Origin of the sequence: Ruminococcus sp. MCC718 (genome assembly GCF_018783905.1) — a bacterium.
GTDB classification, from domain to species: domain Bacteria; phylum Bacillota; class Clostridia; order Lachnospirales; family Lachnospiraceae; genus Hominisplanchenecus; species Hominisplanchenecus faecis.
In genome coordinates, this window is the sequence record NZ_WQNP01000113.1 from 1 (window position 1) to 17,906 (window position 17,906).

16 protein-coding genes and 1 other annotated feature are annotated in these 17,906 nt (G+C 44.3%); of the genes, 14 read left to right on the forward strand and 2 right to left on the reverse strand.

The genetic code is table 11. From position 1 onward, the window contains the following. Positions 1–111: 111 nt before the first annotated feature. Positions 112–1,986 (reverse strand): transglutaminase domain-containing protein, encoded by a 1,875-nt coding sequence (locus tag GPK60_RS10000; protein ID WP_215659808.1) that lies wholly within the window; start codon positions 1,984–1,986, stop codon positions 112–114. A 114-nt stretch (positions 1,987–2,100) separates the two neighbouring features. Beyond that, on the reverse strand, positions 2,101–2,538 hold the full coding sequence (locus GPK60_RS10005) for an Rrf2 family transcriptional regulator (protein ID WP_022118502.1): 438 nt from the start codon (positions 2,536–2,538) through the stop codon (positions 2,101–2,103). A gap of 274 nt (positions 2,539–2,812) precedes the next feature. Here GPK60_RS10005 and cysK point away from each other — a divergent pair, with 274 nt between their 5' ends. The 14 genes from cysK to rplL all read left to right on the forward strand — a co-directional run bounded on the left by cysK (position 2,813) and on the right by rplL (position 17,789). Beyond that, a complete protein-coding gene (gene cysK, locus GPK60_RS10010) occupies positions 2,813–3,745 on the forward strand; it encodes a cysteine synthase A (protein WP_215659811.1) in 933 nt (310 codons plus the stop codon). Between the two features lie 50 nt (positions 3,746–3,795). Continuing rightward, a complete protein-coding gene (locus GPK60_RS10015) occupies positions 3,796–5,106 on the forward strand; it encodes an O-acetylhomoserine aminocarboxypropyltransferase/cysteine synthase family protein (protein ID WP_022118504.1) in 1,311 nt (436 codons plus the stop codon). Between the two features lie 178 nt (positions 5,107–5,284). Beyond that, the gene (locus tag GPK60_RS10020; RefSeq protein ID WP_215659814.1) at positions 5,285–8,215 is read left to right on the forward strand and encodes a fibro-slime domain-containing protein; all 2,931 of its coding nucleotides are present in this window, start codon (positions 5,285–5,287) and stop codon (positions 8,213–8,215) included. Beyond that, positions 8,199–8,444: a hypothetical protein gene (locus tag GPK60_RS10025; protein WP_173865920.1), complete on the forward strand. Its 246-nt coding sequence runs from the start codon at positions 8,199–8,201 to the stop codon at positions 8,442–8,444. Before GPK60_RS10020 ends, GPK60_RS10025 begins: the two co-directional genes overlap by 17 nt. Before the next feature lie 35 nt (positions 8,445–8,479). Then, on the forward strand, positions 8,480–9,391 hold the full coding sequence (locus GPK60_RS10030; RefSeq protein ID WP_173865919.1) for a hypothetical protein: 912 nt from the start codon (positions 8,480–8,482) through the stop codon (positions 9,389–9,391). Between the two features lie 113 nt (positions 9,392–9,504). Further along, the gene (locus GPK60_RS10035; RefSeq protein ID WP_173865918.1) at positions 9,505–10,689 is read left to right on the forward strand and encodes a radical SAM protein; all 1,185 of its coding nucleotides are present in this window, start codon (positions 9,505–9,507) and stop codon (positions 10,687–10,689) included. Positions 10,690–10,891: 202 nt separating this feature from the next. Next, positions 10,892–11,041 carry a 50S ribosomal protein L33 gene (gene rpmG / locus GPK60_RS10040; RefSeq protein ID WP_147632104.1) on the forward strand — a complete coding sequence of 50 codons (150 nt, stop codon included), beginning with the start codon at positions 10,892–10,894 and terminating at the stop codon, positions 11,039–11,041. Positions 11,042–11,068: 27 nt separating this feature from the next. Next, complete coding sequence (gene secE, locus GPK60_RS10045; RefSeq protein WP_022118509.1) at positions 11,069–11,275, forward strand: preprotein translocase subunit SecE; 207 nt, start codon at positions 11,069–11,071, stop codon at positions 11,273–11,275. A 15-nt stretch (positions 11,276–11,290) separates the two neighbouring features. Further along, entirely contained in the window at positions 11,291–11,806 is a 516-nt protein-coding gene (nusG, locus tag GPK60_RS10050) for a transcription termination/antitermination protein NusG (RefSeq protein WP_173865917.1), read from the forward strand. Positions 11,807–11,939: 133 nt separating this feature from the next. After that, positions 11,940–12,365, forward strand: a complete 426-nt coding sequence (gene rplK, locus GPK60_RS10055; RefSeq protein WP_173898842.1) for a 50S ribosomal protein L11 — start codon at positions 11,940–11,942, stop codon at positions 12,363–12,365. Positions 12,366–12,467: 102 nt separating this feature from the next. Continuing rightward, positions 12,468–13,160 (forward strand): 50S ribosomal protein L1, encoded by a 693-nt coding sequence (gene rplA / locus GPK60_RS10060; RefSeq protein ID WP_022118512.1) that lies wholly within the window; start codon positions 12,468–12,470, stop codon positions 13,158–13,160. 322 nt (positions 13,161–13,482) lie between these two features. Then, positions 13,483–16,593, forward strand: coding sequence for a LamG-like jellyroll fold domain-containing protein (locus tag GPK60_RS10065; protein WP_215659817.1), 3,111 nt, complete (start codon positions 13,483–13,485; stop codon positions 16,591–16,593). 47 nt (positions 16,594–16,640) lie between these two features. Continuing rightward, positions 16,641–16,779, forward strand: a sequence feature (ribosomal protein L10 leader region). Positions 16,780–16,851: 72 nt separating this feature from the next. Continuing rightward, positions 16,852–17,343, forward strand: coding sequence for a 50S ribosomal protein L10 (gene rplJ, locus GPK60_RS10070; protein ID WP_022118514.1), 492 nt, complete (start codon positions 16,852–16,854; stop codon positions 17,341–17,343). An 80-nt stretch (positions 17,344–17,423) separates the two neighbouring features. Then, the gene (gene rplL, locus GPK60_RS10075; protein ID WP_346727763.1) at positions 17,424–17,789 is read left to right on the forward strand and encodes a 50S ribosomal protein L7/L12; all 366 of its coding nucleotides are present in this window, start codon (positions 17,424–17,426) and stop codon (positions 17,787–17,789) included. The last annotated feature ends 117 nt before the right edge of the window (positions 17,790–17,906 follow it).

Sequence of the window (17,906 nt, forward strand, 5' to 3'; positions counted from 1 at the left end):
AAACGCAGCGTGTCAGGAGATTGTTTTCGAATCATCATGGCGTTATATATTTTATAAAATCATTTCTATGGCGTTCATTTTCACATTTACACAAACCTCCGCCACAACTTTTTATTTGGCTTTCTGAAGAGCTTTACACTTCACTTTCCTGGAGTATTTTCCATAGCTCACATTTTTCCCTTTTTTTCGGAAAGCCCTCACGCGATAGTACACGGTTTTTCGGGAGCGTTTCTTTATTACAAAGCTTGTTTTTTTACCAACCTTTTTCACTTTTACCCATCTTTTATTCTGGTAACGGTAAATCTCATACCCGGAGGCATTTTTTACTTTTTTCCAGCCAAGGATTGCTTTGCCGGATTTTTTATAAGAAATCTTCACTCCGGTTACTTTTGCAGGTGCGGTCGGTTTCGCAGCCGGTTTTGGCGTTTCCGTATTGCCGGACTGATCTGGTACGTGTGTTTCCGGTGTTTCTGTATCCGGCTGTGGCTTTTCGGTTTCATTGGTATCCGGAACAGTCGGTCGAACTTCCAGTTTTTTGATTGCAGTTTCCAGATTTTTTGCCATTTCGTCAACGAGATTCTGCTGTGCGGCAGTGCAGTCACGGTTGATGGCCTGGATGGCTTCTTTTAAGCGGCTGACGCTGTCCGGTGTGTACCGGTAAAGATCAGAATCATCCGGAACGGTTTTCAGCAGTTCATCGATCTTGCTGTAATCTGCCGGGAAGAGTTCTTTTGGATCTTTGCAGGTCAGTCCTTTCTTTTTGGCATAAGCTTCTCCCGCACTTCCGGCAGATGCATATACGACAAAGTTATTCGGGCATCCGTTGAAAGCTTCGTAAACATTGCCATTGCTTTCTTCATATGCGATCGTTGTCACACTGTCCGGAATATAAACTTTTTCCAGGTGCTCACAGTTTTCAATGGCATCTTCTTCCAGTTCTTTTGTACCTTCTCCGATTTTCAGAATACGCAGGTTCGAAAGATTAGTGAGCGTATTTTTTTCCAGGATCTCCATCGGTTTCAGAGTAACTTCGGAAATACCTGCCGGGACAGAGTAGATTCTTGAGTAATCTTTGGAATAAAGTATTCCGTCATAGGACGCAAATACCGGATTGTTTTCATCTACGGAAATAGATTCCAGAGATTTTGAATAGAAAGAACGGATCTCATAGTCACTTAAGTAGATTCCGTATTTTACCGTTGCCGGAAGCACCAGTTCTTTTGCTGCTGTATTCTGAAAGGAATGTTCATAATAAATCTGGCTTTCTGCGGCGATACTGATCACAGGATAATCATTGCAGCTTTTCGGGATTTCCAGACGCTCCGCATTTCCGGTATAGCCGACAGCACCAATGCCGCCCAGATAGTAAGTAAATTCAAAGCCGTCCTTTTCATAAAGAACAGCTTCCAGGCTGTCTGTTTTATAATGAGAAGAGATGTCGGAAGGATCATCCAGCGAGATCTGCCACATGGATGCATCGACGATGCCCCATTTGCCGTCACACAGAACGAAATCCCATGCATGGCCTTCGGTTTCCCAGTAGCCGTGGGCGATGATACATGGAACATCGATGGCGGCGAGCATGGTCTTACAGAGATTGGCTTTTCCCTGACATACTCCGGTTTTCTCTTTGAATACTTTATAAGGATCATTTTCTTCCAGATCTGCAGGGGCAGATTCGCCGACAGAAGCTTTCAGGCTGGTGTCTCTGGCCCACTGATAGATGGCAGTGATCTTGTCTTTTGTGGAGCTGTATTTTTCTGTTAAATCTAAAGTAAATGTACGGATTGTCTGATACTGTGAATCCGTGATATTCAGATGCTGTGTTCCGATAAATTCTTGTGCGGAATTGCTGTTAAAATCAGAAGTGAGAATCTGAAGACAATCGTCGGTGGTGTTTGCCGCATTTGCGGTTGTATGCAAAGGTATGACCAGGCATACAAACAGAAAAAAATGAAGCAAAACAGAATACATATTTTTTTTCATGAAATAACCCTCTCTTTCTAAAAAGATATCGTGTTTTACGGATGAAGAATATGGTAATCTTTTCGTAACTGTGAAAGTACTGAACAGTTACATCTTTTCCTTGTAATTCGGATGTTATATTACATAATCATTTGCATAAGTTTCACGCTGCTGATCCAGAAGATCCTGCAAAGTGATCCCATCTACATAGTCATCAATGACTTTTTTCAATCCTTTCCATACGGAAAGTGTCGTGCACATGTCGGCTCTCTGACAGAGTACCGGCTCATTGTCCAGACAGGCAACCGGTGACAGACTTCCCTCCGTTGCACGTAAGATATCACCGACGGTGTATTTGTCCGGTGTTTTTGCCAGACGGTATCCGCCCTGAAATCCGCGGCTTGCGAGCAGGAAACCGGATTTGTTCAGGATCGGGATGATCTGTTCCAGATATTTTTTGGAAACATCCTGTCTTGCTGCGATGTCTTTTAAAGCGATGTAACCCTCGCTCTGATGTTCTGCAAGATCCAGAAGCATACGCAGAGCATATCTTCCTTTTGTAGAAATTTTCATTTTTTCTCACCTCGTTTCATATATTAGTAGTGTTGAAAGTGTTGTCCTCCGGCATGACGCCTGTGAATTGCTTCACTGCCGGGTGATTTCAGCAATGGAACGTTCAACCTTAGAATGATAGTATCATATTTCCTATCGTATTTCTAGAGATTTAAAAAGGGAAGTCTGAAAAAAATGAAAAAAGGTGTTGACAAATACTGGATGTTGGCATATAATTCGAGTAAATCATATAAAACATATCGAAAAGGTAGGAATAAATAAGGAGGAAAATAACATGTCCAACATTTATAAAGGAACTTTAGGATTGATCGGAAATACACCACTGGTAGAAGTTGTAAACATAGAAAAAGATCAGGAGCTTTCAGCAACTGTCCTGGCAAAACTTGAGTACTTTAACCCGGCAGGAAGCGTAAAAGACCGTATTGCAAAGAGCATGATCGAAGACGCTGAGAGCAAAGGACTTCTGAAAGAAGGTTCTGTTATCATCGAGCCGACATCCGGAAATACCGGTATCGGACTGGCATCCATTGCAGCAGCAAAAGGATACCGCATCATCCTGACCATGCCGGATACGATGAGTATTGAAAGAAGAAACATCCTGAAAGCATACGGTGCAGAACTGGTGCTGACAGAAGGTGCAAAGGGTATGAAAGGTGCCATCGCAAAAGCAGATGAGCTGGCAAAAGAAATCCAGAACAGCTACATTCCGGGACAGTTTGTAAACCCGGCAAACCCGGCAGCACACAGAGCAACCACAGGTCCGGAAATCTGGAAAGACACAGACGGCAAGGTAGATTTCTTCGTAGCCGGTGTTGGTACAGGCGGAACACTGACAGGTGTCGGTGAATATCTGAAAGAGCAGAATCCGGATATCAAGATCGTGGCAGTAGAGCCGGCAACTTCCCCGGTTCTTTCCGAAGGCAAGGGAGGTCCACATAAAATCCAGGGTATCGGTGCAGGATTTGTACCGGAAGTACTGGATACAAACATTTATGATGAAATCATCAAAGTAGAAAACGAAGATGCATTTGCAACAGGCAAACTGATTGCCAAGAAAGAAGGCGTACTGGTAGGTATTTCCTCAGGTGCAGCTCTTTACGCAGCAATTCAGCTGGCAAAACGTCCGGAAAACAAAGGAAAAACCATTGTAGCACTGCTTCCTGACACAGGAGATCGTTACTACTCCACAGCATTATTTACAGACTAATTCAAAGAAAGGTAAAATGCCACGCCAGATGGCAGTAAAAGGTGAATAACATGAGCGAAAAAATTACAAGAGAAAACAGAAAATTTAAATTTGAAACATTACAGCTTCACGTAGGTCAGGAAACTCCAGACCCGGTCACCGATGCAAGGGCAGTTCCGATTTATCAGACTTCTTCTTATGTATTCCGTAACTGCGATCATGCAGCTGCAAGATTTGGTCTGGCAGATGCCGGTAACATCTACGGAAGACTGACAAACCCGACAGAGGATGTATTCGAAAAGAGAATCGCAGCTCTGGAAGGCGGTGTTGCAGCACTGGCAGTAGCATCCGGAGCAGCAGCTATTTCATATACCATTGAAAACCTGGCACAGAACGGTGACCACATCGTATCTGCAAAAAATATTTACGGCGGTTCCTTCAACCTGTTGGAGCACACACTGCCACAGTACGGTATCACAACAACCTTTGTAGATATCTTTGATCTGGATGCAGTAGAAGCAGCTATCCAGGATAATACAAAAGCTGTTTATATCGAAACTCTGGGCAACCCGAATTCAGACGTAGTAGATATTGAAGCTATCGCAAAGATCGCTCATGCACATAAAATCCCGCTGGTTGTTGACAATACGTTTGCAACACCATACCTGGTAAGACCGATTGAGTACGGTGCCGATATCGTTGTACATTCTGCAACAAAATTCATCGGCGGCCATGGAACAACCATCGGCGGTGTTATCGTAGATGGCGGTAAATTCGACTGGGAGGCATCCGGTAAATTCGCTTCTCTGACAGAACCGAACCCAAGCTACCATGGCATCAGCTTTACAAAAGCAGTAGGACCTGCAGCATTTGTTACAAAAATCCGTGCAATCCTGCTGAGAGATACCGGTGCAACCATCTCTCCATTCCACTCATTCATTTTCCTGCAGGGACTGGAAACACTGTCTTTGAGAGTAGAGCGTCATGTAGAGAACGCACTGAAAGTCGTACAGTACCTGAAGAATCATCCGCAGGTAGAAGAAGTACATCATCCGTCTGTTTCGGATGATCCGAAACAGAAAGAGCTGTATGCAAAATATTTCCCGAACGGCGGCGGCTCTATCTTTACCTTTGAGATCAAAGGTGACGCACAGAAAGCAAAAGATTTCATCGACAATCTGGAGCTGTTCTCCCTGCTGGCAAACGTAGCAGACGTAAAATCTCTGGTTATCCATCCGGCAACCACTACACACAGCCAGTGCACAGAGGAAGAACTTCTGGATCAGGGAATCAAACCAAACACAATCCGTCTGTCCATCGGTACAGAGAACATTGATGACATCATCCAGGATCTGGACGAAGCATTCAAAGCAGTACAGTAAGAATAAAAGCGTGTGAAGTGCGGAACAATCCGTATGGCATCTTTATAAAATACAGGTGAGAAATATAAAAATAAAGCAACGATCGTGAAAACGAGAGCAGAGAAATGTGCGAAAGAGGCACGGATCTCTGCTCTTTTTTATGGGAAATAAAAATGTTTTGAGAAAAAGGAGGAAAATTATGAGAAAAAGAGTATCACGTATTCTGGCGGTAACGCTGGCAACCGTAGTTACGGTCACCGCCATGCCATCTGAGGCGGAGGCAGCATTTCGAAGTTTTGACAGTGTGCCAAAAGCGGTATCCCAGGCAGTTTCGCAGGCGGCATCACAAAAAGAGATCCGTTATTTTCCGGTAACGCTTTATGATTATGATCAGGAGACGATCAATCAGGCAGTTTATCAGGAAGACAAGGCAGAAAATCCGAACAGCAGAGTTCTTCGGGGTATCTATTTTTCGAATGGTGCTCCCGGCAGCAGCTATACCACCTGGAATACCTGGACCGGTCTGCTGACGACAAATAATACGATCTCATCCACGCAGACCAGTCAGAAGGGTTATGTTTACAGCGGCCTGGTGGGTTCTGACATGCAGAATGGAAACATTCATTTTACGGTTCCGGACGGCGGCATTTTTGATTCCGGTGACACAAAAACAAAAGAAGTTTACACGAATGTCGGACTGCCGTTTGTATATGAAAATGGATATTATACATTTGATGCAAGTCAGGATTCAGCGTATTTTTCTGGAACAGCAGCAAGTGAAACGAATCTGACCTGGAATGACACGGCACAGACGAATAAGACAGATAACAGAAAGGGCTTTTATCCGTTCAACAGCGGAACGAGTGTGAGGACGCCGGATTATCATTTTGGCATGATCGCAACGATTCCGTTTTCCATGACGGCAGATGGCAAAATTTCCAGCACTTCAGACGAAGATATCAAGTTTGAGTTTGCCGGTGATGATGATGTGTGGGTATTTATTGACGGAAAACTTGTTCTGGATATCGGCGGCATCCACGATTCAGTCAACGGAACGATTAATTTTGCACAGAACAAAACAGAAATTTCCGCGACCAGTTCCGGTCAGACAAGCGGAATGTTTATTAAAGGAGGAAGATCAACAGCCGGAAAGATTTCAAAAAAAGTGTTCCGGGATTCTGAAGGTGCGGGTATTTTTGATACTACGTTAAAAACATTTGCAGCGACCGATCAGCATACGCTGACCGTCTATTATCTGGAACGTGGAGAAGGAGCTTCCAACTGTAAAATCAAATTCAATCTGCCAATGAAAGATACCGTTTCGGTGCATAAAACAGTCAAAACAACAGACAGTAAAGGAATAAAACTGGATGACAGTATTTTAGCACAGATCAGCCAGCGAGATTTTTATTTTACGCTCTACCGTGACGGCGAAGTAGTGTCAGATGCAACTTACAATCTCTATGACATCAACAATCAGTATGTAGATACGAGAATGACCGGAACGGACGGAAGGTTTGCACTGAAAAATGGTCAGACTGCGAAATTCATCGGAACGATGGATGAAGATGACGGCAAAACCTATTATATTACCGAGGCGGACAACGGAGCGAGCTGGATCGTTCCGAAATGGAGTTATCAGGCGGAAGCAGCCGGTGGTTTCCATGTCGTGGATTCGAACAGTGCCGGAACGAGTATGAGCGTGACTGCAAAAGGTGAAGCAGACAAAGCAGATCAGGTATCGTTCACCTGTGAAAATGAAATGCTGCACAAAGAAACGGCATCTTTTGAGGCAAATGACGACTATATTGTTCTGGATTACGGACTTCCGGTTGAAATTGATCCTCTGGTAAATGATCTGGCAGTCGGAGGCAGCAAAGAACTGGTTGAAATCGACAGCAATTCTCTGAAATATGGAACGGCCGAAGTAAAAGACGGAAAAATCCATTACACGCTGACAAAACAGCTGACCGGCGTAGAAGTTTTAAATTATACTGCAAAAGTAAAGAGTACAAACGGTGTAGATGATCAGGAGGCACAGGCAAAGGTTTATATCATTCCGGCGACCGACATGTATTATGAAGAAGATTTCGGAATGGCAGAATATCCAAACGGAAGCTGGGAACAGGAGGGAACACCTCAGGAGGATTACCAGGAACCGGGCGTAGTCGGGGATGCCGGTGACAGTCCGTATGGTTCAGATGTTGCTTATTTAAGTGACAGCGAAGACAGCAACGGTTCCAGCTGTTATGTAAGCACAGAAAAAGGTGCAGCAAAATTTACTTACACCTTTACCGGAAAGGGAACTTCTTTCTTTGCAAGGACATCCAATAACAGCGGCTATCTGCGGATCGTGATCAGAGATGCAAAAGGCAGAGAAATCTATCATGGATACCGCAACACCATTTATCAGAGTGAAAACAAGATCACTTTATACAATATTCCGGTATTTACCTGGAATACTTCCGAATATGGCACATATAATGTAGAAGTGTCTGTTGCAAAGGCGGGAAATCGTTTTGGCTCAGATTTCTGGCTGGATGGGATCCGTGTGATGCAGCCGCTTGATGAGACGGATGAACATGCGGATATTGCAGCACAGGCCTACAACCAGGATGGTGAAGCAAATATGACGGCAGTTACACTGCGTCAGAAACTTCTCTCCGATTATACGGAGGTTGATGAGAACGGCGAGATCCAGTGGGATGGAAAAACATTTGTGGTATTTACCGATTCAAACGGTGAGATCAAAAAAGCTTCCGAATATAAGAGCAACGGGCCGAAAGAAGAGGTTTATCTTGATGAAGATCAGAGCGTAACCTTCTCTTTAAAAGACTGGGATCCAAATACGAACAAACTTTATCTTGGAGTAAAAGCTCCGTTCGGAAATGCAAAAGTCTCAGTTAACGGACAGATCCTGGAACTTAAAAATGCAGCAGACTGTTATTATGAAATTTCAAAATGTGCGGATATCAGTGAAAAAGACGGAAGCACGATAGCTACATTTGAGATCAAAGCCGAAGAGGGACTGGTTTCCGCAACCAATATCAAAGTAACCGGAAATGCCGAGTTTACGATCATAAAGAAACAGACATACGGGAAGGGGAATGGATATGAAGAAAACGTATGAAACTCCAAAAGCAGAAGTGGAACGCTATCAGCTGGATGCTTCGATCGCAAGCAACTGTGAAACGGTCGTCCACAACGGTCCGCAAATGAACGGATACAGCCAGTGCAGCGATTACATCGATCCGTTTGAGACATACAGTGCTGCAAGAAGTGTGCACAATGTACAGTTTTATTCGGAGGATACGTGCGACTGTTACACGACAGCAGGCGGCGGTTACTGGACATCCTGAACACAAAGAGAAACAGAAAAAGTGAGGTACCGGGGATGCACATCATGTTATGCCTTGGCGGCGTGAAAATCTGTCTGGACTGTGAAAAAGAAATTCAGATCGAAGATGTGTTCCTTCCATTTATAATCCGGGAAAGATCCGGTATATCCGGGCAGGATGAAAAATGGAAAGAGACAGATATTCTGGCGGCGGTTTCCTGGAAGTGGGTAAAGCCGCCGCTTCGTTCTGCGGTAAAGCTTGGAGAAGATCTGATCCAGACTTACTATCGCAGGGAAGAGAAAAATTACTGTATTGTGTGGGAGGGAGAAAAGGGAGCAATTTCCTGCGTGGAATACGACGATACTTTTTCACATGTTTCGTGCAGGATACAGGAACGGCTGCTTCCGGTTGCACCGAAAAGTCTTGGTGAAATCCTGCGTTATTTTCCGATGCGGGCCATCCTTCAACAGTTTCTTGTACTGTTTTTTCACGCGGCACAGATTACATATCAGAAAACCGGGATTTTATTTGCCGGACCATCCGGGGCGGGAAAGACCACGCAGGCAAAACTCTGGGAGAGGTTCAGAAACGCCAGGATCATCTGCAATGACCGGACACTTCTGCGAAAACAGGACGGAAACTGGCACAGCTACGGCTATCCGATGGATGGATCACAGCCGGTGCGAAGCGGGGAAGTGCATGTGGCGGGATGCATCGTTCTGGTAAAACAGTCGCAGAATGGAAAGAGCAGCATCGAAAGACTGCGGGCAGGGAAAGCGATGGCACAGCTGATGCCGCAGCTTGTAATCGACTGGTGGAGTGAAAATGCCAGAAACCAGGCGGCAGAGAATCTGTTTTTGTTGCTGAAAGAAATGCCAGTCTACCAGCTGACTGCAACGATGGATGAGCAGGCAGTTGCGTGCCTGGAAAAAATCCTGAAGATGGACGATATCTGTAGGAAAAGATAAAATGAAATTTATTCAGACATGCAAAATGTGAAGCGAGTACAGAAGTAAGGTATACGGAAGAGTGTCACAAGAAATACATAATGTATGCTTAAACAGGAAGGAGAAGAGAAAATATGCAGGGAACGATCAGCAGGCGTTTATGGGCAAAAGCGGGAGCGGAGAGAATCCCACTGACTGGGGCATTTGAACTGCTCCCGATCTGTAATTTTGCCTGCAAAATGTGTTATGTCCGTAAAAGCAGGGCAGAAGTGGAGAAAGCAGGCGGACTGATGGATGGAAAGAGGTGGCTTGAGATTGCAGAAGATGCCGCAAAATGTGGTTTGCTGTTTCCGCTTCTGACGGGCGGGGAGCCGTTTCTGTACGAAGATTTTCAGGAAGTCTTTGCCGGAATGCAGGATCTTGGAATGCAGGTCAGCATCAATTCCAATGCATCCCGGATCGATCAGAACATGGCCAGGTGGCTTGGCAGGCACACACCGACCAGGATCAACATCACACTTTACGGGGCGAGTGAAGAGACTTATCAGAAGCTCTGCGGAAACGGCGAATCCTTTCTGAAAGTGAAAAATGCCGTCCGATGGCTGAAACAGTATGGGGTACCGATCAAATTGAACGCCAGCATTACACCGCAGAATGTACAGGATCTGGAGAGTATGATTTCTTATGCAAAAGAGTGTCAGATACCGATCCAGGCGGCAACCTATATGTTTCCGCCGATCCGCCGAAACGCAGCAATGGTCGGACAAAATGAACGCCTCTCCCCGGAAGAGGCCGCACTTGCCAGAGTAAAGACCGATTTTCTGACCGGAGAAGGGGATTGGTTTTGGCGGCAGGCTGAGCGGTTTGACAGATTCCAAAAAGGCGAGGAACGGTTTCGGGAAAATGCTGACGAAGAAAAAAGATGTGAAGACAAAAAGATGACGGATGAAAATGTGATGACCATGCACTGCCGGGCCGGACACTGTTCTTTCTGGGTGGACTGGCAGGGCAATCTGGTCAACTGCGGCATGTACGCTTCGGCAAAAACATCTTTAAAAGAGCGTTCTTTTGCAGAAGCCTGGAAAGAACTGGTTGCACAGACAGAAAAAGTATGCTGTTCTCCGGCGTGTATACATTGTGCAAACAGAAAAATCTGTCATCCCTGCATTGCGATGATCGCTGCCGAATGTGGAGAAGAAAAAGGATGTCCGGAATATCTCTGCCGGATGCATGCGGCAGAGGCAGAAGTTTATCAGGCTGTGCTTGAAAAATGGAAGTCAGGCTGTGGGGATGCGGAAGTATTTTCCGTTCTTTTCTGATACTTGCCGTATGTCAGGTATTTGGCAAAAAAAGTGTCAGAAACACAAGAAAAAAAGTGTCAGAAACACAAGAAAGACTTGACTTCTTTTCGATGTCATGATAAACTGATTTGGCGAATGGAAGTAGGTCTTTTTTTTATGCCTAAAATTCATCAGCCCATAAAGGCTGTGAGCAAAAAACAAAGAGAGCGAGGTGGAAGTTTTGCGCACAAGAATTACATTGGCATGTACAGAATGCAAACAGCGTAATTACAACATGACAAAGGATAAGAAAACTCATCCTGAGAGAATGGAAACCAAGAAGTATTGCAGATTCTGCAAGAAACACACGAATCACAAGGAAACCAAATAAGCCGGGTGCGAAAGGATAAGTGATTATATGAGCGAAAAGGAAAAGAAAGAAAAAGCTCCTAAAAAAAGCTGGTTCGACGGTCTGAAAGCTGAGTTCCGCAAAATTATCTGGCCGGATCAGAAATCCATCGGCAAGCAGACGGCAGCAGTCCTTAGCGTTTCGGTAGTACTGGGCGTTCTGATCACCATCATTGATATGATCGTACAGTACGGTGTTGATTTCTTAGTAAAATAAGGACAGGGTGATAATATGTCAGATGCAAACTGGTATGTAGTTCATACTTATTCAGGGTATGAGAACAAGGTAAAGGCCAACATTGAAAAAACAATTGAAAACCGTCACCTGGAGGATCAGATCCTTGAGGTTCGAGTTCCGATGCAGGAAGTTGTGGAAGTGAAGAACGGTGCCAAGAAGCAGGTTCTGAAAAAGCTGTTTCCGGGCTATGTTCTGCTGAACATGATCATGAATGATGATACCTGGTATGTCGTAAGAAATACCAGAGGTGTTACCGGCTTTGTTGGACCTGGATCCAAGCCAGTTCCGCTTACAGAGGAGGAAATGGCACCGCTCGGAATCAAACCTGCAGAGCTTGAGATTGATTTCGCAGAAGGCGATACGGTTACCATCACCGCAGGTGTATGGAAAGATACCGTAGGCGTTATTCAGTCCATTAATCCAAGTAAACAGATCGTGACAATCAATGTCGAACTGTTCGGACGTGAGACTCCGGTAGAGATCGGTTTCACAGAAATCAAAAAAATGTAATATTTTTGGTATGCGTCACCGGCTGTGGCCGATGCCGCAATGTTGTAAGTAACAGAGAACCGCTTCGGAACAATCGGAAACCGAAGCAAGTGGGAGGGAAACCCCCGACAATACCACATAGGAGGTGCCTAAGATGGCAAAAAAAGTAACAGGTTATATTAAATTACAGATTCCTGCTGGAAAGGCAACACCGGCTCCACCAGTTGGTCCGGCACTTGGTCAGCATGGTGTTAACATCGTTCAGTTTACAAAGGAGTTCAACGCAAGAACAGCAGATAAAGGTGATCTGATCATCCCTGTTGTTATCACAGTATACGCAGACAGAAGCTTCAGCTTCGTAACAAAGACTCCGCCGGCAGCAGTACTGCTGAAAAAAGCATGCAACATCAAATCTGGTTCCGGTGTTCCGAACAAGACCAAAGTTGCTACAATCTCTAAAGATAAAGTAAGAGAGATCGCTGAAATGAAAATGCCGGATCTGAACGCAGCATCTGTAGAAGCAGCTATGAGCATGATCGCTGGTACAGCTCGCTCTATGGGTATCGTTGTAGAAGACTAAGACATTTTATCCAGGCTTCACAATGAGCCTGCAGTTCCGTAAACGAAAACGAAAAAACGTGGGAGGGATATTCCCGCAAACACCACCAGGAGGTTATTTAATATGAAACGAGGAAAGAAATACGTAGAGGCTGCGAAAGCAGTTGATCGTGCAACTCTCTATGATATTCCAGAAGCAATTTCTTTAGTAAAGAAAGTTGCTGTTGCAAAATTTGACGAAACAATCGAAGCTCATATCAAAACAGGATGTGACGGACGTCACGCAGATCAGCAGATCCGTGGTGCAGTAGTTCTGCCTCATGGAACTGGTAAAACAGTTCGTGTTCTGGTATTCGCTAAAAACGCAAAAGCAGACGAAGCTCAGGCAGCTGGTGCTGATTTCGTAGGCGGAGAAGAACTGATCCCGAAGATCCAGAATGAAGGATGGCTGGATTTCGACGTAGTAGTAGCAACTCCGGACATGATGGGTGTTGTAGGTCGTCTGGGTCGTGTACTTGGTCCTAAAGGACTGATGCCAAACCCGAAGGCTGGTACCGTTACTATGGACGTAACAAAAGCTATCGCTGATATCAAAGCTGGTAAGATTGAGTACAGATTGGACAAGAATAACATTATCCATGTGCCACTTGGAAAAGCTTCCTTTGAAGAGGATGCACTGCGCGAAAACTTCCAGACGCTTATTGATGCAATTAATAAAGCAAAACCAAGCACACTGAAAGGTCAGTACCTGAGAAGTGTTACAATCGCTCCTACTATGGGACCGGGCGTAAAACTGAATCCGGTAAAACTGGTTTAATTCAAGTTTGTAAGGCGAGCAGAGGCCGCTGTATCGAGAAATCGGTATGGCGGTCTTTTTTTGACATCATTATATAAAATAACTAAAATACACCTGTTTTTTTCTGATTCTTTATGGTAATATGATATTATATGTAAACAGATGCGAAAGAATGAGAGGGATTTTTCATCTGATCTTACAAAAAAGCAGATTTGATTCAGTAAATCTGCATACAGCCTCTGTCAGACTGCGGAAGCATATGGGAAAACAGACCATGCGATGTATGGCGTGCAGCTTGCAGCAGGAAGACGGGGATTCTTAAAATTAAAAACAGGAGGTTACTATGAAAAAGAAAAGAACATGGAGCAGCATGGCGAAACGAACAGCATGCATTCTGACGGCGTTATGTGTTACTGCAGCAGCAGTGCCGGGCACGGGTGGTTATAATTATAGCGAAGTGTTTGCGGCGGAAGAAGCGGATGACCTGAGAGAAGGTCTGTCTGTTTATCTGAATTTTGAGGATGCCCTGACCACGAACAGTGCATCACAGTCTGCCCAGAAAGTGGAAGTGCAGGGCAGCGGAGTTACCAGAAAAGAGAGCGAAGGTATTTCGGGAAGTGCGGCATATTTTGATGGAACATCTGCATCTTCGCTGAAACTGCCAGATGCAGTCAATGCAGCTCAGGATGATGTCACGCTGATGGCATGGATCAAATGCGATGACGATATGTTTGGCGGCAGCACGGACAAAAAATATCTGTTCCAGCAGACAGGGGCGGGACGGAGCATCCTCTATCTGGATTCTAATATGAAACTTGGGACTTATGTGACAGCCAGCGATGTGCTGAGCAAGAGCCCGGTAGCCGGAGGCAAATGGGTGCATGTGGCATTTACAAGTAGCCATACGGCGAAAAAAGCACAGTTTTATATCAATGGAAAACTGGTAAACGAAAACACGTTGGACGGTAGTTATGTAGATGCACTCACGGATCTCCTGATCGGAAATCATAAGAATGCTACTGAAAAAACGGGTTTCAAAGGATATATGGATGAAGTGCGTTATTATAAAAAAGTGATGACACCGGCACAGATCCAGAGTATTTACGAGGTTTATTCTGAAAATGCTGTCACGAACCTAGACATTACGGTGGATACTTCCAAAGAAGTGCGTGAAATCTCAAAAGCAATGTTTGGCATCAATCATCGTTATCATAATAATGCTTACAGCTCATGGAACGCATCAGAAAAGAAAGTGGAAGCTAAATTTAATGAATATGTAAAAGAAGCACATTTTGGTTCTGTACGTTATCCAGGTGGAACGGTATCCAATCTGTTTGACTGGAAACGCAGCATCGGACCTGCAGAGCAGCGAAAGAAAACAGTACATGGACTTCCGGAAACATCTGATCCGATCACACCGAATTTCGGGCTGGATGAGGCAATGAGCTGGATTTACGATGATATCAAAGCAGAGGCGGTCTGGGTTTATGGTATGGGTCAGGGAAGTGCAGCAGATGCGGCAGATTTGATCGAATACTTAAATGCACCGGCAGACGGTGATGTGACGAACCCAAACGGTGGCGTAGACTGGGCAGAAGTGCGTGCAGCCAATGGGCATCCGAAACCTTATGGTGTAACACGTTTTGAAATCGGAAATGAAATCGGTTATTACAGACAGACCTACTGGATGGATGGTAGAGGAAACACTGACTGGATGAATGCTTATATTGACGGCGGCAGAATGACTTTCGGTCAGAATACCAGGACGGTTAAGGAAGAGGACTGGAGAGATCAGGCCACAAACAGTGATGGAACAGCAAATCAGGTTCGCTATGTACGTTATACACCGGCAGTAGAAAATTCTGTGGCTGTCTATGTAGGCGGAACACAGTGGCAGATCGTGGATTCCCTGGAAGGAAAGGGGGCACAGAATGTCTGCACTGTAGACTGCAAAACAGGTAAAATTACATTTGGTGATGGAATAAATGGAAATATTCCACAGTCAGGAAAGGCAATCACCGCATCTTACCAGAGTGACCGTGATGGATTTGTGTCGTATTATCAGGCGATGAACAAGATTGCCGATGAACTGGGGATGGAGATCCAGGTATACTGCGGAAGCGGCAATCAGGTTTCTTTTGTGCAGAAAATGGCACAGAAAGGCTATAATAATTATTACGATGGTGTTGTTATCCATCCGTACAGTGATACAAGCGGTGGAGTCATTGCAGACAATGATCCGGAGTTCTATGAAAAAGTGCTCGGACGGTCATTGCAGTACAATATGCCCCGTGTAAAAGCACTGGTAGATGCGATGAATCAGTATGCACCTGGAATGGGGAAAGTGCCGGTTCTGTCTGAGTTTGGCGTATATAACCATAATACCCAGTTTGTCCGTGGAATCGGACATGCTGTTTACATTGCAAATGAAATGATTGATTACATTGGCTTTGGAACACCTTATATCAACAAACATTGTCTGGTTGATTATCCATATGGAGCAGATAACCTTGGATCGGGCTCTCAGTGTGTGATCCAGGCAATCAAACAAAACGATGGAACGACCGATTTTGTGTCGACCCCTTCTGCAAAAATGTTTTCCATTTTCAATAATATGACAGGAACAACGCAGATTGGCCAGAAAATTGAAGGAAATGTGACCTGTTATACCTATCAGGGGTACAATGTTCCGCTTGTAAAAGCAATTTCCTCAAAAGATGAACAGGGGAATATTTATCTTACGGTTGTGAATAACAGCAGAGATGAAAGAACAGATGTAAATCTGATCATAGACGGAAAAGACCTGACAGGAAAAGATCTTCAGATATGGTATCTGACATCGGATGATGTGCTGGATGAAAACACACAGGCAAATCCAAATAAAGTAGATGTACAGAAAACAAAGATTTCCGTAACAGAGAAAACAGCAAAATACAGCCTGGCTCCGCATTCTGTTACTGCATTCAAAATCCCGGCAGATGCACAGAAAGAAAGCGAAACAGAGAGTGAAACGCAGAAAGAGACAACAACGGAATCGGAAAAAGAATCAGAAAAAGAATCAGAAAAAGAATCGGAAAGTGAAACAGTAAACAAACCGTCGGATGATAAAAAACAGACGGAAACTCAAACGCCGGCAGCACCGGCAAAACCGACTGTGACCAGACCGAAAGCTGTCAGAAATGTAAAAGCAAAAGCAACGAAAAAAGGGATCCGGATCACCTGGAAAAAAGTATCCGGTGCAAATGGATATTATATTTATCGCTCCACAAAGAAAAAGAGCGGATATAAAAAGATCCATGTTGTGAAAAAGGGAAAGACCCAGAGTTATCTTGACAAGAAGGCACGCAAAGGAAAAACTTACTATTACAAGATCCGGACTTATAAAAAAGCGGGCGGTAAGAAAATGCAGAGCAACTGGTCAAAAGTGGTCAGAAAAAAATACAAAAATTCTTAATCAGAAAAATGTAAAAACTCCTTGACATAACAGTGGCAGATGTGCTATAGTTTTACAGAAAACTGCCAGAGACAGCAGGTGCCGTTAGGCATAAGGTTAAAACGCCTGCCGAGGAGTGAAGAATTCTTAAAAGAATGATTACAGAACCTCTCTGTTAGTTTGACAGAGAGGTTTTTCATTGTTATGAATTCCTCCCAGAATATTCAGTGGTGGGCTTTTATGGCACACCGGGCAGAATCTATAAGGAGGTAAAAGTTAATGGCAAAAGTAGAACAGAAACAGCCGATCGTGGCAGAGATCAGTGAGGCGATCAAAGATGCGGCTTCCATCGTACTGGTTACTTACAGCGGAATCACCGTAGAGCAGGATACTGCAATGCGTAAAGAGCTGAGAGAAGCCGGTGTTTCTTACAAAGTGTACAAAAACACAATGATGAAGTTTGCATTCAAAGGCACACCTTGTGAAGAACTTTGCAAACATCTGGAAGGACCGAACGCAATCGCTATCAGCAAAGATGATGCAACTGCTCCTGCAAGAATCCTGGCTAAATATGCAAAAGATGTGAAAGCACTGAAACTCGTTGCAGGTGTTGTAGAAGACGCTTACTACGATGAGGCAGGTATCACAGCACTGTCAAGCATCCCTTCAAGAGAAGAACTGCTGGGCAAACTGCTTGGAAGCATCCAGTCTCCGATCGCAAACTTTGCACGCGTTATCAGCCAGATTGCAGAGAAACAGGAAGAAGCATAAGAATAAGAATCATCACAGAGGCCGCATAGAAAATGCCGCCTGAAAAAATAAAAATAATGGAGGAAAATAAAATGGCAAAATTGACAACAGCTGAATTTATCGAAGCTATCAAAGAGTTATCTGTATTAGAGTTAAATGATTTAGTAAAAGCATGTGAGGAAGAATTTGGTGTATCTGCAGCAGCAGGTGTTGTAGTTGCAGCAGCAGGTGCTGGTGAAGCAGCAGCTGAAGAAAAAGATGAGTTTGACGTAGAACTGACAGAAGTTGGTGCTAACAAAGTTAAAGTTATCAAAGTTGTTCGTGAAGTAACTGGTCTGGGACTGAAAGAAGCGAAAGCAGTAGTTGACGGAGCTCCTAAGGTTCTGAAAGAAGCTGCATCTAAAGCAGAAGCTGAAGACATCAAAACAAAACTGGAAGCAGAAGGAGCAAAAGTTACTCTTAAATAATTGTAACTGCTTTTTTGTAAAACAGAACTTGCACCGGTCAGGAGTAATCCTGGCCGGTTTTTGCGTCAATAAAAAAGGTACTTGACATTGACAAACAGGCGTGGTAATATGGAAAGT

Excerpts from the sequence above, each read along its gene's own strand:
- GPK60_RS10035 (WP_173865918.1), top strand. The coding sequence starts at position 9,505 with ATGCAGGGAACGATCAGCAGGCGTTTATGGGCAAAAGCGGGAGCGGAG.
- GPK60_RS10025 (WP_173865920.1), top strand. The coding sequence starts at position 8,199 with ATGAAGAAAACGTATGAAACTCCAAAAGCAGAAGTGGAACGCTATCAG.
- GPK60_RS10000 (WP_215659808.1), bottom strand. The coding sequence starts at position 1,986 with ATGAAAAAAAATATGTATTCTGTTTTGCTTCATTTTTTTCTGTTTGTA.
- nusG (WP_173865917.1), top strand. The coding sequence starts at position 11,291 with ATGTCAGATGCAAACTGGTATGTAGTTCATACTTATTCAGGGTATGAG.
- secE (WP_022118509.1), top strand. The coding sequence starts at position 11,069 with ATGAGCGAAAAGGAAAAGAAAGAAAAAGCTCCTAAAAAAAGCTGGTTC.
- rplJ (WP_022118514.1), top strand. The coding sequence starts at position 16,852 with ATGGCAAAAGTAGAACAGAAACAGCCGATCGTGGCAGAGATCAGTGAG.
- GPK60_RS10065 (WP_215659817.1), top strand. The coding sequence starts at position 13,483 with ATGAAAAAGAAAAGAACATGGAGCAGCATGGCGAAACGAACAGCATGC.
- cysK (WP_215659811.1), top strand. The coding sequence starts at position 2,813 with ATGTCCAACATTTATAAAGGAACTTTAGGATTGATCGGAAATACACCA.
- GPK60_RS10005 (WP_022118502.1), bottom strand. The coding sequence starts at position 2,538 with ATGAAAATTTCTACAAAAGGAAGATATGCTCTGCGTATGCTTCTGGAT.
- GPK60_RS10030 (WP_173865919.1), top strand. The coding sequence starts at position 8,480 with ATGCACATCATGTTATGCCTTGGCGGCGTGAAAATCTGTCTGGACTGT.
- GPK60_RS10015 (WP_022118504.1), top strand. The coding sequence starts at position 3,796 with ATGAGCGAAAAAATTACAAGAGAAAACAGAAAATTTAAATTTGAAACA.
- rplK (WP_173898842.1), top strand. The coding sequence starts at position 11,940 with ATGGCAAAAAAAGTAACAGGTTATATTAAATTACAGATTCCTGCTGGA.
- GPK60_RS10020 (WP_215659814.1), top strand. The coding sequence starts at position 5,285 with ATGAGAAAAAGAGTATCACGTATTCTGGCGGTAACGCTGGCAACCGTA.
- rplA (WP_022118512.1), top strand. The coding sequence starts at position 12,468 with ATGAAACGAGGAAAGAAATACGTAGAGGCTGCGAAAGCAGTTGATCGT.